Origin of the sequence: Paenibacillus sedimenti (genome assembly GCF_014534655.1) — a bacterium.
In the GTDB taxonomy this organism is placed as follows: domain Bacteria; phylum Bacillota; class Bacilli; order Paenibacillales; family NBRC-103111; genus Paenibacillus_E; species Paenibacillus_E sedimenti.
On the sequence record NZ_JACVVD010000002.1, the window covers coordinates 723,516 to 740,459 of the forward strand.

Below are 16,944 nucleotides of genomic sequence, written 5' to 3' on the forward strand. Positions count from 1 at the left end.
CTCTATAGAGACCCGGCTTCGACCAGAGTTCCATTCAAACTATGTGCTGGTAATGAGGCCAACTTGACCAAATCCGGGGTCACAAGGATAGGGTCTCTTCCGGTAGCATGCATTTCAGTACGAATTGTACCTGGGTTGAACATATTGCAAAGGATATCTTTTTGATTCGCTTCATCGGCTACTGTTCGCGTTATTGACTCCAGTCCTGCTTTGCTGGCACTATAGGCTGCAAAACCACCTGCTCCGTTAACGGCTAAACCTGATGTGATGTTGATTATTCTACCGTAATTGTTCGTTTCAAAAATAGGGAGGCATTCTCTGATTAACAGGAAAGCACCTGTCAGATTGTTGGCGATATGATAGTTCCAGCTCTCTAATGATGTTTCTTTTGTTTGTCCAGCCTCAAACACAGCCGCGTTATTGACGAGAATATCAATACGCCCATAACTTTGCATTGCTTCTGCAACCAAATGCTGCACGTCTGCTTCCAGAGAAACATCAGTTTTTACGGCTATGCTTTTCCCGCCAAAAGATAAGATTTCTTGATGGACTTCCAACAATTTATGAAGTCTTCTCCCACAAATAACGACCTGCGCGCCTTCCTTGGCAAAGGCGATCGCCGTTGCTTTGCCAAGCCCGCTGCCTGCACCTGTTATTATTGCTGTTTTACCGTTCAAGTCCCTCATAATTCATGCTCCTTTACGATCATTCTTATTGGACTTAATAGTACCAGAAGGGATGAACGAAGAGAAATCAGACTTTCTTATGCGCCGTTTGAAAAAATATTATAGCATCTTGGCATGCTTTGGATTATTTCTTAAAATAAGGATAACGAAGCTGCAGGAGGAACACGATGATCCAATGGCCTACAAAGCTGATTCAATTTATGGAACGCCCTGTTCCTAAGTTTAGCCATATCGCGGCGATGACGCATGGCATGCCACCTGTGAATTGTCGAGGATACGGCTTTCATATAGATATAGAAAACGGACTTGCCGTTGTTTATTTGTTACGGAGTCAGTGGTTAAAGCTGAATGAATATCTGCGAAAACAAAAATGGCTGGCTGTACTCGTAACAGCTGGAACAGATAATGAATCTTATCAGTCGCCGTAAGTTTTGAAGTGAAAGAGGTTTACCTGCAAACTCCGGGTCCTCAAGCAGGAATCCTTTTAACCGTGAGGAGTCAATAAAAGGTGCTGCCGTCACAAGTTCTGCCTGCTTTCCAAGGCGTCTTTCCTTCAACCATTGTTACAAGCTCCTTGAATGGGATTCCAAACATAACGAACCTGTCAAGAGTATGGCACTTAGATCATGAACACGTTGCCATCGCAAATCAACTTTTACTTAAGACCGCTAGCAACCTATATGTAAATCCACTAGCACTCATAAAAATTGTGAATCCGTACGATCTGCAGCATTGGGAGTTGACCGTGAGCTACATTCGTTCGAATGTAGAAGACCCGCTTGTTGAAAGCATGCGCGATGATATTCGTACCGTATCTTGGATGGCGGGTATACCTAACTCAGATAATGTGCGATCAGCAATGATTTTTAATGTATTATCCGTCAGGAAATGTTTAGAGGAGACGCAACATTTGACGGTAGTTCCAGAGCTGTTCGTCAGACAAGTGATTGAACGCAGTAAGCTGGAATGGGCGAAGTCGACGGATCCTTTTCATACGGTGCTGAGCGCCCGTGAACGTCAAGTATCGCAATATGTTGCCAAAGGACATACGAATGCTGAGATAGCTAAGGCTCTTTTTGTTAGCCCACGAACGGTTACGACTCACATGGAGCGGATTTTTCAAAAGCTGAACCTGACTTCCAGGTCAGCATTAACCCGATATGTCGTCGAAAAAGGCTTGCTTACAGACAATGATAGCGGAACTCCCTGAAAATACGTAATCATACCGATACAACAACCGTTTCTCACTGTATATCATGAGATTTGTAGAAACAATCAAATGAAAGCGGTGTTGGAAATGGAATGGTTAGTTGTGATTCACGTATTATCGGCTATTATCGGTTTAGGGCCAGCCTATGCTTTTCCCTTCATACTGCGGAATACTTCTTCCGTCATTGAGATGGAGAGAGCGCTTGGCTACGTCGCGCGGTTGGAAGTTTTTCCGAAGGTGTTCGGTACTCTTGCTATTCTTTCAGGTCTCTGTTTATTTTGGCTTGGTTCTTATGGTTCTTTCTTGCAAATTTGGATTATTGGGACACTAATCGTCTATATCGTTATTGAAGTTCTCATTATCGGGTTCCTGAACCCAAATGCTAAGAAGCTTCATGAATCGCTCTCCATGCCGGATAAGACTTCACATGGAGCGCCTCCCTCCTCTGTGACCTTGATGTATTTACGGGTTCGGAACCTTCATATGTGGGCATCGGTTCTTAGCATAATAATATTTATTCTGATGATCATCAAACCGCATTGAGGGGGATAATAGAATCTATGATTAGCTCTCAGATGCAAAGCGAATATTTGAGATGTCTTAAAATTGAGCCCCAAAAGCCAAGCATGGATTATCTGCGAAATTTGGTCAAGACCCATCTTGAACGTTTCCCATTCGAAAATATTAGCAAAATTCGCTATTATTTGCACCAATCTTATAACGGATTAGCCTGGCTGCCGGAGCTGGGAACATTTCTTAACAATTTCGCGGCCAAAGGGTTGGGAGGCAATTGTTATATTTTAAACACGCACTTCGGCCGTTTGCTTCACTCATTAGGATATGAAGTGGATATCGTTAAAGCAACAGGCGGAAATACACACTTAGCACTTAAGGTTACATTGGAAAATCAATCCTATTACGCAGATGTCGGCTATGGAGCTCCATTGTTTGAACCGATATCCCTGAAGGAGCAGCCGCGGTTCACCCGAGAAGTGGAGATTACGAAGCTTGGCGTGCGGCAATTCATGATCGACCGTCGAATGAACGGTCAAAGTTTTGTTACGAAACAAATCGAATGGGAACCGGTTGGTCTTGAACATTTTGGTGAGGCTATAACAAATTCATTAAGAGATGAAGATGATAACCCGTTCATGCGAAGAATTGTAGCAACCGTATTTAAGCAAGATACAGCTTATTCCGTAATGAATCAAAAATTGTTCATTAAAACGAATCAGGGAACGGAAGTGCATGAATATACACATAAAGGCGAGTGGCTGGATATGATGCTTGTTACTTTAGGCTTCGAGCCTTACGTCGTAGAGGAAGCACTTGAATTTCTTAGCGATCGAGGCATCCGATTCTGGTGAAACTCCAATCTGTCTGTAAATCAAAAAGAGCGCCCATTGCGGGTGCTCTTTTTGATTATTCAACAATAAGAACTGATTTCATACTGGCATGACCTTGACCGCACATAATGGAACAAATAATAGGAAAGGAACCGGTCTTATCTGGTGTAAACGTGACGGTTTTCTTGCCGTTATCCAGACTTACTTTGAAGTCTTTGATCTGAGCGCCGTGCGTACCTTTTGCATTATCGAGCGTGATCGTCACGGGCTCCCCTTTTTTTACACGATATTCTTTTTGATCGAACTGCCAGTCGGTTGCTTTGAGTGTAACTTTTTGTCCGGATGCCGCGGCCGTATCCGTCGATTGTGGTTCTGCGGAATTTTTACTACCGCATGCAGCTAATGCCATAGCCAAACTAATGCCCATTATAAGAACGAGTAGCTTTTTCATTATACCCCTCCGTAATCATGATTCATACACAAGTATTGTACACGACCGATTCTAAAAAAGCAGTGACAAAGTAGTGAAATAAGAATGATTGCATAAGAAAAGATCAGCCCGGCGATTGTACTCGCAGCGGACTGATCTTTTGGGAGCTTTAGTTATCGATGACCATCTCTTCCAGTGACTCCATGTTCAAAAGGCGTCTTCACAGGAATAAACAAGTCGACGATCCCGATCACTAAAGCGGCTAAAATGGCACCTATCAAAGTTGTGGATACGTTGGTTACGATAAATTGAGCGACCCAAATGACAAGCGCACTCACTATAAAACCAACAATTCCTCTGCCAAAGGGAGTAATTCTTTTGCCGAAGATCCCTTCAATGATCCATGCGGCAATTGCGATAACCAGTGCTAGGAAAAAAGCGCTCCAGAATCCGCCGACCTGAAAGCCTGGCACTAGCCAACTGACAAACATCAAAACCAAAGCTGATACAATAAACCTGACAAGATGTCCAAGAAGATTCATCCAGGATACCTCCTTTAATGGGTTCTTGCTGTACGGCGCTTGGTGTAATTTGAAGGTTTGCGACTCCTTTTGGCAGGACAAATAGGTGCACAGCTTAGTGTATCCGAAATCTTTGGAAATATGGGCGGTAGCATCTTCCATATAACGATTATCTCCGTAGCTAATCGAGTTGGCTTTGGTTTATAATATAGCGTAGAGAAAAGAGGTTGGAGACAGTTGAACAAGAAAATTATAAAAACATTAGAATACCAAAAGATTTTACATAAACTAGCTCATCACGCATCAACTTCCCTTGGTAAGGATGTTGTGGAGCAGCTGGAGCCAATCGGAGATTTCGAATTGGTCAAGCTTCGCTTGCAGGTCACTGACGAGGCAGTGAATGTAGAGAGGCTGAAGGGGAACGCTCCATTTGGCGGGATTAGGGACATTCGTGCTTCTCTGCATCGTGCGCGTATTGGCGGTATGTTGAACCCTGCGGAATTGCTCGATATTTCAACGACGATGTTTGGATCACGGAGACTCAAGCGATTCGTTCTAGCGGTTCACGAAGAGTATGCGATTCCTATGCTGAAGGAACAAGTTGAACTGCTGACTGAGAACAAGCCACTCGAAGATAAGATTAACAGCTGTATTGATGAAAATGCGGTCGTTGTCGATAGCGCCAGTCCGGAATTAGGACGTGTACGTAGTGAGCTCAGAACCGGCGAGGCAAGAGTACGTGAGCGTTTGGAGCAGATGATTCGCAATTCATCCGTGCAAAAGATGTTGCAAGACGTGCTAATAACAATCCGTAACGACCGTTACGTCATACCGGTGAAGGCAGAGTACCGTTCCAGTTTCGGCGGAATGATTCATGATCAATCCGCATCGGGTGCGACGTTATTTATCGAACCGGAGTCAATCGTTCAATTGAACAATAAAATTCGTGAGCTCAAGCTTAAAGAAGAAGTTGAGATTGAGAAGATTTTGCGCGCTCTTACCGGGCTTGTTGCTGAACAAGTGGATCTACTGGTATCGGATGTAGAACTGCTCGCACAGTTGGATTTTATTTTTGCGAAAGCCGGTTTGGCCAGGGAGCTGAAAGCGACACAACCGAGGTTGAATGATCGAGGATTTATTAAGATCAAACGAGGCCGACACCCGCTCATCGCGGCAGATGTGGTTGTACCTCTTGATTTGGAGTTAGGGAATAATAACACCCAAATTATCGTGACAGGACCTAACACCGGTGGTAAAACCGTATCGCTTAAAACAGTAGGCCTTCTGAGCTTGATGGCGATGTCCGGACTGTTCGTCCCCGCGGAGGAAGGAAGTCAGCTATGTGTCTTTGATGCCATTTATGCCGATATTGGCGATGAACAGAGTATTGAACAGAACTTAAGTACGTTCTCCAGTCATATGACGAACATTATCAGCATATTGCGCGATATGACGCCAAAAAGCTTGGTGCTGCTCGATGAGCTCGGGGCGGGAACCGATCCGGCAGAGGGCTCGGCTTTGGCTATTTCGATTCTGGATTACATTCATCAAATAGGCTGCAGAATTATTGCCACAACCCATTATTCGGAACTGAAAGCTTATGCGTATCAAAAGCCGGGCACCATCAACGCCAGTATGGAGTTTGATGTGCAGACTTTAAGTCCGACGTACCGACTGCTTGTGGGCGTTCCTGGACGGAGTAATGCTTTTGCGATTGCGGAGCGGCTGGGCCTCTCACGCCGCATTATCGAACATGCGCGCGCTCAGGTAGGCGAGGAGGATCTGCGCGTTGAATCGATGATCGCGTCGCTCGAGGAGAACCGCCTGATCGCGGAAAGCGAGCGCCAAAGCGCAGAGCAGCTGCGGCGGGAGGCCGATGAGCTGCGCCGCAGCCTGGAGGCGCAGCAGGCCAAGTTCGACGAGCAGCGCGACAAGCTGCTCGAAAAAGCCGAGCGCGAAGCGCGCGAGGCTGTCTCCAAGGCGCGCCGCGAAGCGGACGAAGTCATCGCCGAGCTGCGGCGCATGGCGCAGGAGGAAGCCGGCGGGGTCAAGGACCACCGGCTGATCGAGGCACGCCGCCGGCTGGACCAGGCGGCGCCGGAGCTGCGCGAGAAACGCGAACCTCGCGCGGTCAAGAAGCGGCCTGAGCGGATCGAGGCCGGCGATGAAGTACGGGTCGTGAACCTCGGCCAGAAGGGTCACGTAGTGGAGATCGTCAGCAGCACGGAAGCGACCGTGCAGCTGGGTATCATGAAGATGAAGGTCAACATGTCTGACCTTGAGAAGATTGGCTCAGCGCCGCAGAAGAAGCCGGCGCAGCAGACCGCTACGACCGTCAAACGGTCGCGTGATGATAACATAAGGACCGAGCTGGATATGCGCGGCCTCAATCTGGAAGAAGCGCTCATCGAAGCGGATCGCTTCCTGGATGAGTCCTTCTTGGGCAATCTCGGCCAGGTATATCTCATCCATGGCAAAGGAACGGGCGTACTTCGTACAGGTATGCAAGATTACTTGCGCCGTCACAAACATGTAAAAAGCTACCGGATGGGTAACTACAACGAAGGCGGCGCCGGTGTCACAGTTGTCGAATTGAAATAACCTAATACAATTTTCTAATTATTTTGAAACCCCGTCTTTGCGATCACGTATGTAATGTGTGTAAGCACCGGTGAATATAAAAGAATTTGCAACACCAATCCATAGACGATTTTCAAATATTAGGAGGAATTCACAAATGGGAATTTTCAAAAGACTTCGTGATATGACAATGGCTTCGATCAACGACTTGCTGGACAAAGCAGAAGATCCTGTGAAAATGCTGAATCAATTTTTGCGCGACATGGAAGAAGACATTCTTGAGGCGGAATCTGCTGTAGCTAAGCAAATAGCCATCGAGAAAAAATTCAAACAGCAATACGAAGAGTCGGAAGAAATGGTTAATAAGCGTACCGAGCAAGCAATGAAAGCGTTGGAGAGCGGTAACGAAGATTTGGCCCGCCGCGCACTGCAAGATAAAAAAGAGCATCAAGAGCGTTTCGACGAGCTGAAGCGTCAATACGATGTGGCGAAAACGAATGCTGACCAGCTTCGCAACCAATTAAGCGAAATGAAAGACGAGTTCAGCAAAATGAAAAACAAAAAAGATTTGTTGGTAGCTCGCGCCGAAACGGCGAAAGCGCAAAAACAAATCAACCAAGCGATGTCCGGTTTCGGTACGGATAATGCGGCGAAAGGCTTCGATCGCATGAGCGAGAAAGTGCTTCAAATGGAAGCAGAAGCTCAAGCAAGCGGCGAAATCCGCGCCAAAAACCGCAGCCTCGACGACGAGCTGGATCAGCTTGGAAAGTCTGACGGCGTAGACGACGAATTAGCTGCACTCAAAGCAAAGCTTGCTGAAAAAAAACAATCCTAATGTTATACTAATGTATATACCTGCGAGAGACTGAGACAAACTCAGTCTCTTCTACCATATATAGGGATCTTTAAACGATGTTTAAAGTCTCACCTTGTGTAGAGGAAAGGCAGGAGTCGATATGAACGAAGAGGTGGATGTATTGCTCAGTAACCCGTATTTAGCTACACTTGCGTTTTTTGCAGTGGCCGTTATCGCGCTTGTGGTGTTCCTGACGATTTTCGAGTTAGTCACCAAATATGACGATTGGGCAGAGATCAAAAAAGGGAATTTATCCGTAGCGATGGCTACGGGGGGCAAAATTTTCGGTATATGCAACCTATTCCGGTTTGCCATATTGAACAATGACACAATGATTCATTCGCTTATCTGGGCAGGATACGGTTTTCTGTTATTGCTTGTGGCTTATTTTATCTTTGAATTTTTAACGCCTTATTTTAAAATTGATGAAGAAATACGAAAAGACAACAAAGCCGTAGGTCTCCTTTCGATGATGATATCGATCTCGCTGTCCTATGTGGTAGGAGCCTGCGTAACCTAGTATCGTCGTTTACAATGATACTGCATCCATACTTAATCGTGGGGGCTTGAACGAATGAAATACCTGTGGGGTACCTTGTTTGCTATTGCATTTGTATTTATGGCGGCAGGGGTTTATTATGTATTGAAGTATGCATGAATCATGTGGAGGATTAGGAAATGAGTACCAATGAGGAAGTCGTTTGTCCCTGGTGCCAGACGGAGATTGTTTGGGATCCGGAAATTGGACCTGAAGACGAATGTCCGCACTGCTTTAACGAATTGAATGATTACCGCAGTATTCAGCTGACGGTCAAGCAAACAGGTCAACCGCTCCGTTTCCAGGAAGATTTGGAGCAGGGCGAGGATTTATCTGTAGCATGGGATGATTCAGATGAGCCGCTGGACAGCTATGGGGAAGCAATTCAGCGCATTACCGATGAACAAGAAGAAGCTCCGGAGTGCTCGGGCTGTCACGAATTTATGCTGCTGGCCGGCAATGAGGTTATCAGCGAGAACTCCTTTATACCACACATCCCGAAAACATTAGGCAGCGCCTTTTTAACAGGTCCGATAACGCTTAACGTTTATGTCTGCCCGTCCTGTTTTAAAGTGGAAAAAATTCTATCCGATACCGATCGCTTATTGATGGTAGAACGAATCAAAGAGGAATAGTTTAGAAGCCGAATCCGTCTGCGGGTTCGGTTTTTTCTATGCACGTCATATTTTCACCTGATTGGGGAAGCTTAACAAGAGCTATTTTCAATCCCAGGGGAAAGGTGAGGAGCAGCATGCTGCAAGGTCAGAGCGGACAGCGGGTTCATCCAGGGCGGGTGAAGGATTCGTCCAAAGGCAACTACTTTGAAGGTCGCGGTCGTGGAATTGATGCGGCTAAGAAACAAGGTAAACAAAAAAGGAGGCTTGATTCCCAAACCATTTTACTATTGGTCGTTCAGATGCTATTCAGTATTGCGAATGCACTATCAGGCACCTTTGTAGGTGTGTATTTGTGGAAGGCTAAAAATGACTACGCTTTAATCGGCTGGTTTACATTGTCAACTCATTTAACGATGGCCGTCACGTTCTGGTTAGCGGGCAAATGGGTAAAAGAGCACAATAAAATGAACTGCCTACGCGCAGGCGTGGCGGTTTCGGCGTGTTTTTATATGCTAGTTCTATTGCTTGGAAGCAACAGTTATCATTATTTTGTCGGTCTTGGAATGGTGCAGGGCATATCGTCCGGCTTCTTCTGGCTCGCTTTTAACGTCGTATACTTTGAAGTAACGAATCCGGACAACCGGGATCGATTTAATGGCTGGGCGGGACTTTTGGGATCAGGAGCGGGTATTTTGGCGCCTTGGATTTCGGGGATGCTCATCGTCGGACTCGGTGACGTTACCGGATATCGGCTCATCTTCTCGATTTCGTTAGGTATCTTTGTTCTTGGTGTTATCGTCAGCTTCTTTCTGAAAAAGAGGAAGATACAGGGAACCTACGAATGGTTTCTTCCTGTTCGCTGCCTGAAACAAGCGGAAACGCCATGGAAGCGAGTTTTTCTGGCTTTGGTAGCGCAGGGCTTTCGAGAAGGGGTGTTTGGCTTCATGATCGGTCTTTTGGTCTACATTGCAACAGCCAGTGAGGCGAGCTTAGGAAGGTTTATACTCATCACTTCAACAGTATCCTTGATCTCTTTTTGGATGGTGGGAAAGTTTATCAAACCACGTTTGCGTAAAGGTACTATGCTTGTAGGCGCAATTATGATAGTTGCTGTCATCGTTCCATTTTTCTGGAAAATGAATTATACCACTCTGCTCATATTCGGTATAGGTGCGGCATTGTTTCTTCCTTTGTACTCAGTACCTATGGTTTCAGCTGTATTTGACCTTATCGGTGCAAACGAGTCTAGCGCGAAGCAGCGGGAAGAGTATGTCGTTCTCCGAGAGCTTGGGTTGAATACAGGTCGCGTGCTCGGCGTTCTGCTTTTCATCAGTGTGGTATCTTGGAGCACAGCACCTTTGGTATTAACTGTGCTGCTTCTGCTCATTGGCAGTTCCTCGCTGGTCAGTTGGTTCTTCATGCGCAAGCAGCTGACCCTAGCGAAACCTTGACATTCAAGAGATATCCGATAAAAATGTGGATATAAGTATTGCATTGGGAAAAGGAGGGGAAACCCTTGGCGCATAAAAAGATGGTGAACAGCGTTACTGAGCTGATCGGGGATACCCCCGCCGTGCGGATTAACCGCTTGGTACAGGAAGGCGATGCCGAGCTGTATGTGAAGCTCGAATATTTCAATCCGAGCGGCAGCGTGAAAGACCGCGCCGCGTATAATTTGATTGCGCAGGCGGAGAAGGACGGACGGCTCCGGCCCGGCGCGACCATCATTGAGCCGACCAGCGGCAACACGGGAATCGGACTTGCGATGAACGCCGCTGCCAAAGGCTACAAAGCCATTCTTGTCATGCCGGATAACATGACCAAGGAGCGGATCACTCTGCTCAAGGCCTACGGAGCAGAGGTCGTGCTTACGCCCGCGGCGCAGCGGATGCCGGGGGCGATCGCCAAAGCGGTGGAGCTGCGGGATCAGATTCCAGGCAGCTACATCCCGCAGCAGTTTGAGAATCCGGCGAATCCGGACATTCACCGGACGACAACAGCACTGGAGATCATCGAGCAGATGGACGGACGGCTCGATGCGTTTGTTGCCACCTCGGGAACAGGGGGAACGATCACGGGGACGGGCGAGGTGCTAAGGGAAAGGCTGCCGGGGATCCGGATTTACGTTGTGGAGCCCAAAGGCTCCCCGGTGTTATCCGGCGGCAGCCCAGGACCGCATAAGCTCGTGGGAACGAGCCCGGGTTTTATCCCGGCCATCTTGAACACGAGCGTTTATGACCAGATCATTCAAGTAGCTGATGAAGACGCGATTCAAACAACGAAAGATATGGCTAGCAAGGAAGGTATTCTGGTGGGACCTTCAGCGGGAGCCTCGGTCTGGACAGGTCTGCAAATCGCTCGTAAGCTAGGATCGGGTAAAAGAGTGCTTTGCATCGCGCCGGATACAGGCGAGCGGTATTTGAGCATGGATATTTTTTAATCATCATTTTTCATAATATGTTTATTGAATAAAAATTCAAGATTGAGTATAATTATAGATGTAAAAGGGTTGAAGTTGAAAGGTGGTTATATTGTGAAATTAGCCTACGTGAATGAGGTTCCGCAAAAAGATCAACTCGCTGAGTTTATACAAGCATATACAAACGAATGCATAACTTCAGGGATGCAGTATCCTGGGGATTTGAGCCTTCAGAGCCCGCAGTGCGTCATTTCCGTATACGACGAGAACGAGTTGGTCGGCATTGGCTGCTTGGAAAACTCCATGCATATCCATGTGCGCCCGACCTATAAACATCGTGAAATTGAGAACACGGTTCACAAGCTGCTGCAAGCCGAATCGAAGTTTTACGTCACACAAGTCAAGTAAATAACTGTTCATGCATGGCGGCCATAAGATTGATGCTTATGGCCTTTTTTTGTGCCCACACATTGAATTCGGACAGCAGTTCATTGTAAGATTGTAAGATGACATATTAACCATCAATGAAAGGTAGGTTTAACCATGGATACTTTGAAGCTTAAAATTCTCGAACTACTGAAAGAAGATGCGCGACGCAGCGCGGCACTGATCGCCACCATGCTTGGAACGGCGGAGGCCGATGTGGCGCGAGCGATAAGCGAGATGGAAGCGGATAAGGTCATCGTCAAATATGCGACAGTGGTGAACTGGAGCAAAGTAGATGACGAAAAGGTTACCGCCCTGATTGAAGTGCAAATTACACCGGAACGCGGACGCGGGTTCGATGCGATCGCGGAACGGATTTATTTATATCCGGAAGTAAAATCAGTTTATCTCATGTCTGGCGCTTATGATTTGCTGGTGGAAATCGAGGGAAGCTCGCTCAAGGAAGTCGCATCTTTCGTTTCTAATAAGCTGTCGCCGATTGACCGTGTGCTTTCGACAAAAACGAATTTTATTTTGAAAAAATATAAACAGGACGGCATTATTTTCGAGGATCAGGAAGATGATCATCGCATGCTCGTCTCGCCATAAGGAGGCGCTAGGCCATGATCAAAGATGAAACTACGATCCCGCAAGTGATAAGCAAGTCCATGAAAGACTATCTGGCTCCTGCGGTGCGCGAAATCCCTCCTTCCGGCATTCGCAAGTTTTTTGACTTGGTTAGCAACAGCAAAGAGGATATCATCTCTCTTGGTGTGGGCGAGCCTGATTTCTCAACGCCATGGCATGTCCGTGAAGCCGCCGTATACGCTTTGGAGCGCGGCCGTACGAAGTACACGCCTAACTCAGGGATTCCCGAGCTCCGCGAAGCGATCGCCGAGTACTTGCATACTTCATTCAAGGTGAAGTACGAGCCATCTGACGAAGTGCTGGTAACGGTAGGCGGCAGCGAAGCTATCGACTTGGCTTTGCGGGCATTAGTCACGCCCGGGGATGAGATTCTAATCCCGGAGCCTTGCTACATTTCTTATTCGCCTATTACAAGTATTAGCGGAGGAAAGCCTGTCGGCATTGAGACGTTTGCCAAAGATCAGTTTAAGCTGACCGAAGCGTCTCTTCGTGCAGCGCTGACTCCACGCTCCAAAATATTAATTCTTTGTTACCCCAGCAATCCGACCGGCGGCATCATGACGTACGAGGATTGGCTGCCGATCGCCAAAGTGGTCGAAGAGAAAGATCTGATCGTTATTTCCGACGAGATTTATGCTGAGCTGACATACGGCCAAAAGCATGTCAGTTTTGCCGCTATGCCAGGCATGAAGGACCGCACCATTCTCGTCAGCGGTTTCTCCAAAGCATTTGCCATGACAGGCTGGCGTATGGGGTATGCATGCGGTCATCAAGACCTCATCTCAGCCATGACCAAAATTCATCAATACACCGTAATGTGCGCACCTGTAATGGGACAGGTGGCTGCCCATGAGGCGCTGACAAACGGTTTGGAAGAGAAAGACCGGATGATGGAATCTTACAATCAGCGACGCCGGTTGGTAGTGAAAGGATTTCGGGAAATCGGACTTGAGTGTCATGAGCCGCAAGGTGCGTTCTACGCGTTTCCAAGCATCGTAAATACGGGCTTAACTTCTGATGAATTTGCCCAGCGTTTGCTCTATGAGGCTAAAGTAGCCGCAGTGCCCGGACACGTGTTCGGACTAGGCGGAGAAGGGTTTTTACGTTGTTCCTATGCCTATAGTGTCTCGCAATTGAATGAAGCACTAGAACGAATCGGAAATTTCCTCAAAAAAATGTAAAAAAGAAGTAAAAATATATTTTCATTGGGCTCAAAAACTGGTATTCTTGAAGTAAGGAGGGATGAGCATGGCTTTTATGGAATATCAACTAACTACGTACAGCAAGCATTTGCATATTCGCGAAAACGAGTCCGAACAGCGCTGGTTATTCAAGCATGCGAAGAAATCCAAATCCCTTATTTCCTTGGAAGAAGAAATACATTCTCTGAGACGAATGCTGGAACAAATGGTCGTCGACGGAAGAGCAATGACTTCGGATTCCGTTGTTGAACTTAGCACCGTACTCGATCATAAAATTAATGAATATATGAATAAAGGGAAAAAAAGTCGGTGATAAACCGACTTTTCTCATGTCATACGGAGGGACTATATTCAACATGAATATTTTGAAATTTATGAAAGTCAAACTGTTTCTTGTCACGATGGTCGCACTCATGGTTATGCTGGCTGGTTGTGGCGGACCGAAGCCGGATGTTTCTATCTTTATAATGGGCCAGAACGGTTTCCCTGCCGAAATTGGGTCCAAGCTTGAAGACTCGCTTAAATCCAAAGTCGGGGAGATACCGACTGTGAAGATCGTTACTTCTCCTATTTTCTCTATGGAAAAAATGATTGTCGAGCTGGCTGCAGGGGGCAATGGTATTTTCGTCCTGCCGGAAGAACAATTTAACGTACTATCGAAGCAGGCTGGTTTTGTGCCTTTGGATGACACCATCCAACCTGAGGATTATCCGAACGGCGTTATTGAAATCGCCGAGGAAGGCAAGCCTGCCGAAAAGCATCTCTACGGCATTCCGCTGGCGGACAATAAGTGGATGAAGGAGCAGGGATTCAACGGTAAAGGTCTTGTGGCGTTCATTCCGCAAAATGCCGAGAAAATCAACGAAGCGAAACAAGTGCTCAAAATCATCGCGCAGAAGTAACAAGTCTTGTACTACGAATGAATCTCATCTATAATCGACAAAGAGATTACTAGTCAGTAAATCATGCAGCCATAGGTGCTGGCAGACTCATAATTTAAAGAGTTTGCCGCTTAATAGGGAAGCCGGTTAGATTCCGGCACGGTCCCGCCACTGTAATCCGGGAAATGTCCTCGATATGCCACTGTTCTGCTTCTAGCCGGATGGGAAGGTGAGGAAGTTAATGCCCGTAAGTCAGGAGACCTGCCCATGGTGCCGTTCACGACATCCTTCGAGGAAAAGGATCGCGTTAAATCAGGAGGCGACTTTTTGTTGCCGTATACCGCGATTTATCGTCCCCTCTGTTCCTTAGGAACGAAGGGGATTTTTTGTTGGGGGATCTGTTCGTTGAGTAAACATAGAGAGAGGGATTAACCAGATGATGACTAAGAAAAGATGGAAACAAGCGCTATTGCTCAGTACGGCAATGGCAGCTGCTGTCAGCCTTGCAGGCTGCGGCAAGAATGAAGCGCAGCCGGAGATTTCCGATCCGGCCAAGATTAGTTCAGGGGCGACCAAAGCTCCTACGGCGACGGCGTCGCCATCAGCTGCCGCTATGAAGACGCAGTATCCACTCAAAATTAAGGATGCGACCGGTAAAGAGTTTACCTTTGAAAAGGCGCCGGACCGTATTGTATCGGTTTCGCCCGCAGAGACAGAAGGCTTGTTTGCATTAGGATTAGATGACAAAATCGTCGGTGTTTCCGATTTCGATGATTATCCAGAAGCGGCAAAATCCAAGCCCAAAATGGGCGGGATTACAAAGCCGAATCAAGAGGCGTTGATCGCTGCGAACGCAAGTGTTGTGATTGCAGGTGTTTCGATGAAAGCAGATACGGTAGAAAAGCTTCGTACGATGAACATCAATGTGTTCAAAGTAGAGCCCAAAACATTGGATGACGCCATTGCGGATATCCAAACTTTTGGCCTAATTACCGATCGTCAGGAGCTAGCGGAAAAGGTTGTAGCCAAAATGAAAGCGGACCGTCAGAAGGTCGTTGATGCCGTGAAAGACGTGAAACCTGAACAGAAGAAAAAGGTGTACATTGAATTCAGTCCAGGCTGGACAGTGGGCAGCGGCGAGTTTATGGATGAGCTGATCAAACTTGCAGGCGGCGTCAATGTTGCTGGAGATACAAAAGGCTGGCATCAAATCAGTGAAGAGAAAATTATTCAGCAGAATCCGAATGTGATACTTTATGCCAAAGGGTTCGTCGATGATAAAAGTAAGAAACCGCTGGATGAAATTATTCGCGCACGCAGCGGATGGGATCAAATCGACGCTGTCAAAAACAAAAAAGTCATTGGTATAGATCATAACCTGCTAAGCCGTCCTGGTCCAAGAATGACCGAAGGACTGCTGGAAATGGCGAAAGGTATTTATCCCGAACTGGTGAAATAAATGAAAAGAAAATTAATGCTATGGGGAGGAGTAGGAGTCATACTCCTTCTTCTTTCTATTCTGATCAGCTTATCAATTGGAACAGCACATCTTCCGCTGCTCCAGATCGCTGGTATTCTCGGTAAACACCTTCCTTGGCTGGGCGGGTATATCGACGCGAACTGGCAGCAGTCTTCGGAGCAAATCATTATGAAGGTGCGATTTCCCCGCGTCTTGTTAGGCATTCTCGTTGGGGCTGCGCTGTCCGTCGCAGGAGCGGCGTTTCAAGGAGTACTGCGTAACCCGCTTGCTGATCCGTATGCGCTTGGTGTGTCATCGGGGGCCTCGGTGGGGGCGGCCTTTTTAATCTATTTCGGTCTGCATTATGCTTGGTTTGGCGCTTGGTCGATCCCTATCGTCGCGTTCGGAACCGGTCTCATTTCTTTATTGCTTGTTCTACGGCTTGCTAGAATCGACGGGAAGCTGAAGATGGAGACGTTAATTTTATCCGGCGTGGTTATGCAAGCTTTCTTGGGGGCGATCGTCTCGTTCATGGTATCCATTTCCAAGCAAGTCATCAATGAAATTGTGTTCTGGCTAATGGGCAGCTTGGCCATGAGAGGCTGGTCTTTCGCGCTGATGATGTCTCCCTATTTGCTAGTTGGATTTGTGGTGCTCATCAGCTATGCCAGATCATTAAATTTATTGGCGCTTGGCGAGCGTCAGGCCGCTCATCTCGGTGTCCATGTGGAGAGGACGAAGCTCATTGTACTGATCGTAGCTACTTTGATCACGGCGGCCGCTGTATCCGTAGCAGGCGTTATCGGCTTTGTCGGATTAATCGTGCCGCATTTGGTACGCCTGCTGGTGGGTCCTGATTATCGTTTAATTTTGCCGCTGTCCGCGATTGGCGGAGGTATTTATGTGCTTTGGGCAGATACGCTGGCAAGAACGCTGCTTAGTCCGACGGAAATCCCGCTCGGGGTTATCACAGCTTTTCTGGGAGCGCCATTTTTCGCTTACTTGCTTCATAAAGATAAGAAAAACTTCCATCGAAGTATTACAAAGTAGCCAGACCGCTTTTAGAGGAAGTTTTTCATGCCAATAAGAATTTCGTTTTCCGACCAATCGGAAACTTATAAATTC

The 16,944-nt window shown here is 47.0% G+C and carries 20 protein-coding genes and 1 riboswitch; of the genes, 17 read left to right on the top strand and 3 right to left on the bottom strand.

Annotated elements, in window-relative coordinates; translation table 11 throughout:
- Positions 1–2 precede the first annotated feature (2 nt).
- Positions 3–686: an SDR family NAD(P)-dependent oxidoreductase gene (locus ICC18_RS07965; RefSeq protein WP_188173817.1), complete on the bottom strand. Its 684-nt coding sequence runs from the start codon at positions 684–686 to the stop codon at positions 3–5.
- Between the two features lie 167 nt (positions 687–853).
- Here ICC18_RS07965 and ICC18_RS07970 point away from each other — a divergent pair, with 167 nt between their 5' ends.
- The 4 genes from ICC18_RS07970 (at position 854) to ICC18_RS07985 (ending at position 3,263) form a co-directional block, all read left to right on the top strand.
- Positions 854–1,114 carry a hypothetical protein gene (locus tag ICC18_RS07970; protein ID WP_188173818.1) on the top strand — a complete coding sequence of 87 codons (261 nt, stop codon included), beginning with the start codon at positions 854–856 and terminating at the stop codon, positions 1,112–1,114.
- Positions 1,115–1,194: 80 nt separating this feature from the next.
- Positions 1,195–1,896 carry a helix-turn-helix transcriptional regulator gene (locus ICC18_RS07975; protein WP_188173819.1) on the top strand — a complete coding sequence of 234 codons (702 nt, stop codon included), beginning with the start codon at positions 1,195–1,197 and terminating at the stop codon, positions 1,894–1,896.
- A gap of 87 nt (positions 1,897–1,983) precedes the next feature.
- Complete coding sequence (locus ICC18_RS07980; RefSeq protein ID WP_188173820.1) at positions 1,984–2,439, top strand: DUF2269 family protein; 456 nt, start codon at positions 1,984–1,986, stop codon at positions 2,437–2,439.
- 17 nt (positions 2,440–2,456) lie between these two features.
- A complete protein-coding gene (locus tag ICC18_RS07985; protein ID WP_188173821.1) occupies positions 2,457–3,263 on the top strand; it encodes an arylamine N-acetyltransferase in 807 nt (268 codons plus the stop codon).
- A gap of 55 nt (positions 3,264–3,318) precedes the next feature.
- Here ICC18_RS07985 and ICC18_RS07990 read toward each other — a convergent pair whose 3' ends face one another.
- Together ICC18_RS07990 and ICC18_RS07995 are read right to left on the bottom strand one after the other, a co-directional pair.
- A complete protein-coding gene (locus ICC18_RS07990) occupies positions 3,319–3,693 on the bottom strand; it encodes a cupredoxin domain-containing protein (RefSeq protein WP_188173822.1) in 375 nt (124 codons plus the stop codon).
- 152 nt (positions 3,694–3,845) lie between these two features.
- Entirely contained in the window at positions 3,846–4,214 is a 369-nt protein-coding gene (locus tag ICC18_RS07995; RefSeq protein ID WP_188173823.1) for a phage holin family protein, read from the bottom strand.
- A 216-nt stretch (positions 4,215–4,430) separates the two neighbouring features.
- Here ICC18_RS07995 and ICC18_RS08000 point away from each other — a divergent pair, with 216 nt between their 5' ends.
- The 13 genes from ICC18_RS08000 to ICC18_RS08060 all read left to right on the top strand — a co-directional run bounded on the left by ICC18_RS08000 (position 4,431) and on the right by ICC18_RS08060 (position 16,869).
- Complete coding sequence (locus ICC18_RS08000; RefSeq protein ID WP_188173824.1) at positions 4,431–6,794, top strand: endonuclease MutS2; 2,364 nt, start codon at positions 4,431–4,433, stop codon at positions 6,792–6,794.
- 136 nt (positions 6,795–6,930) lie between these two features.
- Entirely contained in the window at positions 6,931–7,608 is a 678-nt protein-coding gene (locus ICC18_RS08005) for a PspA/IM30 family protein (RefSeq protein WP_188173825.1), read from the top strand.
- 121 nt (positions 7,609–7,729) lie between these two features.
- A complete protein-coding gene (locus tag ICC18_RS08010; RefSeq protein ID WP_188173826.1) occupies positions 7,730–8,149 on the top strand; it encodes a DUF350 domain-containing protein in 420 nt (139 codons plus the stop codon).
- A gap of 158 nt (positions 8,150–8,307) precedes the next feature.
- Positions 8,308–8,802: a hypothetical protein gene (locus ICC18_RS08015; RefSeq protein WP_188173827.1), complete on the top strand. Its 495-nt coding sequence runs from the start codon at positions 8,308–8,310 to the stop codon at positions 8,800–8,802.
- A 116-nt stretch (positions 8,803–8,918) separates the two neighbouring features.
- Positions 8,919–10,235: an MFS transporter gene (locus ICC18_RS08020; RefSeq protein ID WP_188173828.1), complete on the top strand. Its 1,317-nt coding sequence runs from the start codon at positions 8,919–8,921 to the stop codon at positions 10,233–10,235.
- Positions 10,236–10,315: 80 nt separating this feature from the next.
- Positions 10,316–11,224, top strand: coding sequence for a cysteine synthase A (gene cysK / locus ICC18_RS08025; protein WP_188173994.1), 909 nt, complete (start codon positions 10,316–10,318; stop codon positions 11,222–11,224).
- A 93-nt stretch (positions 11,225–11,317) separates the two neighbouring features.
- Entirely contained in the window at positions 11,318–11,611 is a 294-nt protein-coding gene (locus tag ICC18_RS08030) for a hypothetical protein (protein WP_188173829.1), read from the top strand.
- 135 nt (positions 11,612–11,746) lie between these two features.
- Complete coding sequence (locus ICC18_RS08035) at positions 11,747–12,238, top strand: Lrp/AsnC family transcriptional regulator (protein WP_188173830.1); 492 nt, start codon at positions 11,747–11,749, stop codon at positions 12,236–12,238.
- A 14-nt stretch (positions 12,239–12,252) separates the two neighbouring features.
- Positions 12,253–13,458 carry an aminotransferase class I/II-fold pyridoxal phosphate-dependent enzyme gene (locus ICC18_RS08040; RefSeq protein WP_188173831.1) on the top strand — a complete coding sequence of 402 codons (1,206 nt, stop codon included), beginning with the start codon at positions 12,253–12,255 and terminating at the stop codon, positions 13,456–13,458.
- A gap of 67 nt (positions 13,459–13,525) precedes the next feature.
- Positions 13,526–13,792: an aspartyl-phosphate phosphatase Spo0E family protein gene (locus ICC18_RS08045; protein WP_188173832.1), complete on the top strand. Its 267-nt coding sequence runs from the start codon at positions 13,526–13,528 to the stop codon at positions 13,790–13,792.
- A gap of 43 nt (positions 13,793–13,835) precedes the next feature.
- Positions 13,836–14,381, top strand: a complete 546-nt coding sequence (locus ICC18_RS08050) for a hypothetical protein (protein WP_223192391.1) — start codon at positions 13,836–13,838, stop codon at positions 14,379–14,381.
- A gap of 56 nt (positions 14,382–14,437) precedes the next feature.
- Positions 14,438–14,643, top strand: a riboswitch (cobalamin riboswitch).
- A 156-nt stretch (positions 14,644–14,799) separates the two neighbouring features.
- On the top strand, positions 14,800–15,819 hold the full coding sequence (locus ICC18_RS08055; protein ID WP_188173996.1) for an ABC transporter substrate-binding protein: 1,020 nt from the start codon (positions 14,800–14,802) through the stop codon (positions 15,817–15,819).
- On the top strand, positions 15,820–16,869 hold the full coding sequence (locus ICC18_RS08060; protein ID WP_188173833.1) for a FecCD family ABC transporter permease: 1,050 nt from the start codon (positions 15,820–15,822) through the stop codon (positions 16,867–16,869). It abuts the gene before it with no gap.
- The last annotated feature ends 75 nt before the right edge of the window (positions 16,870–16,944 follow it).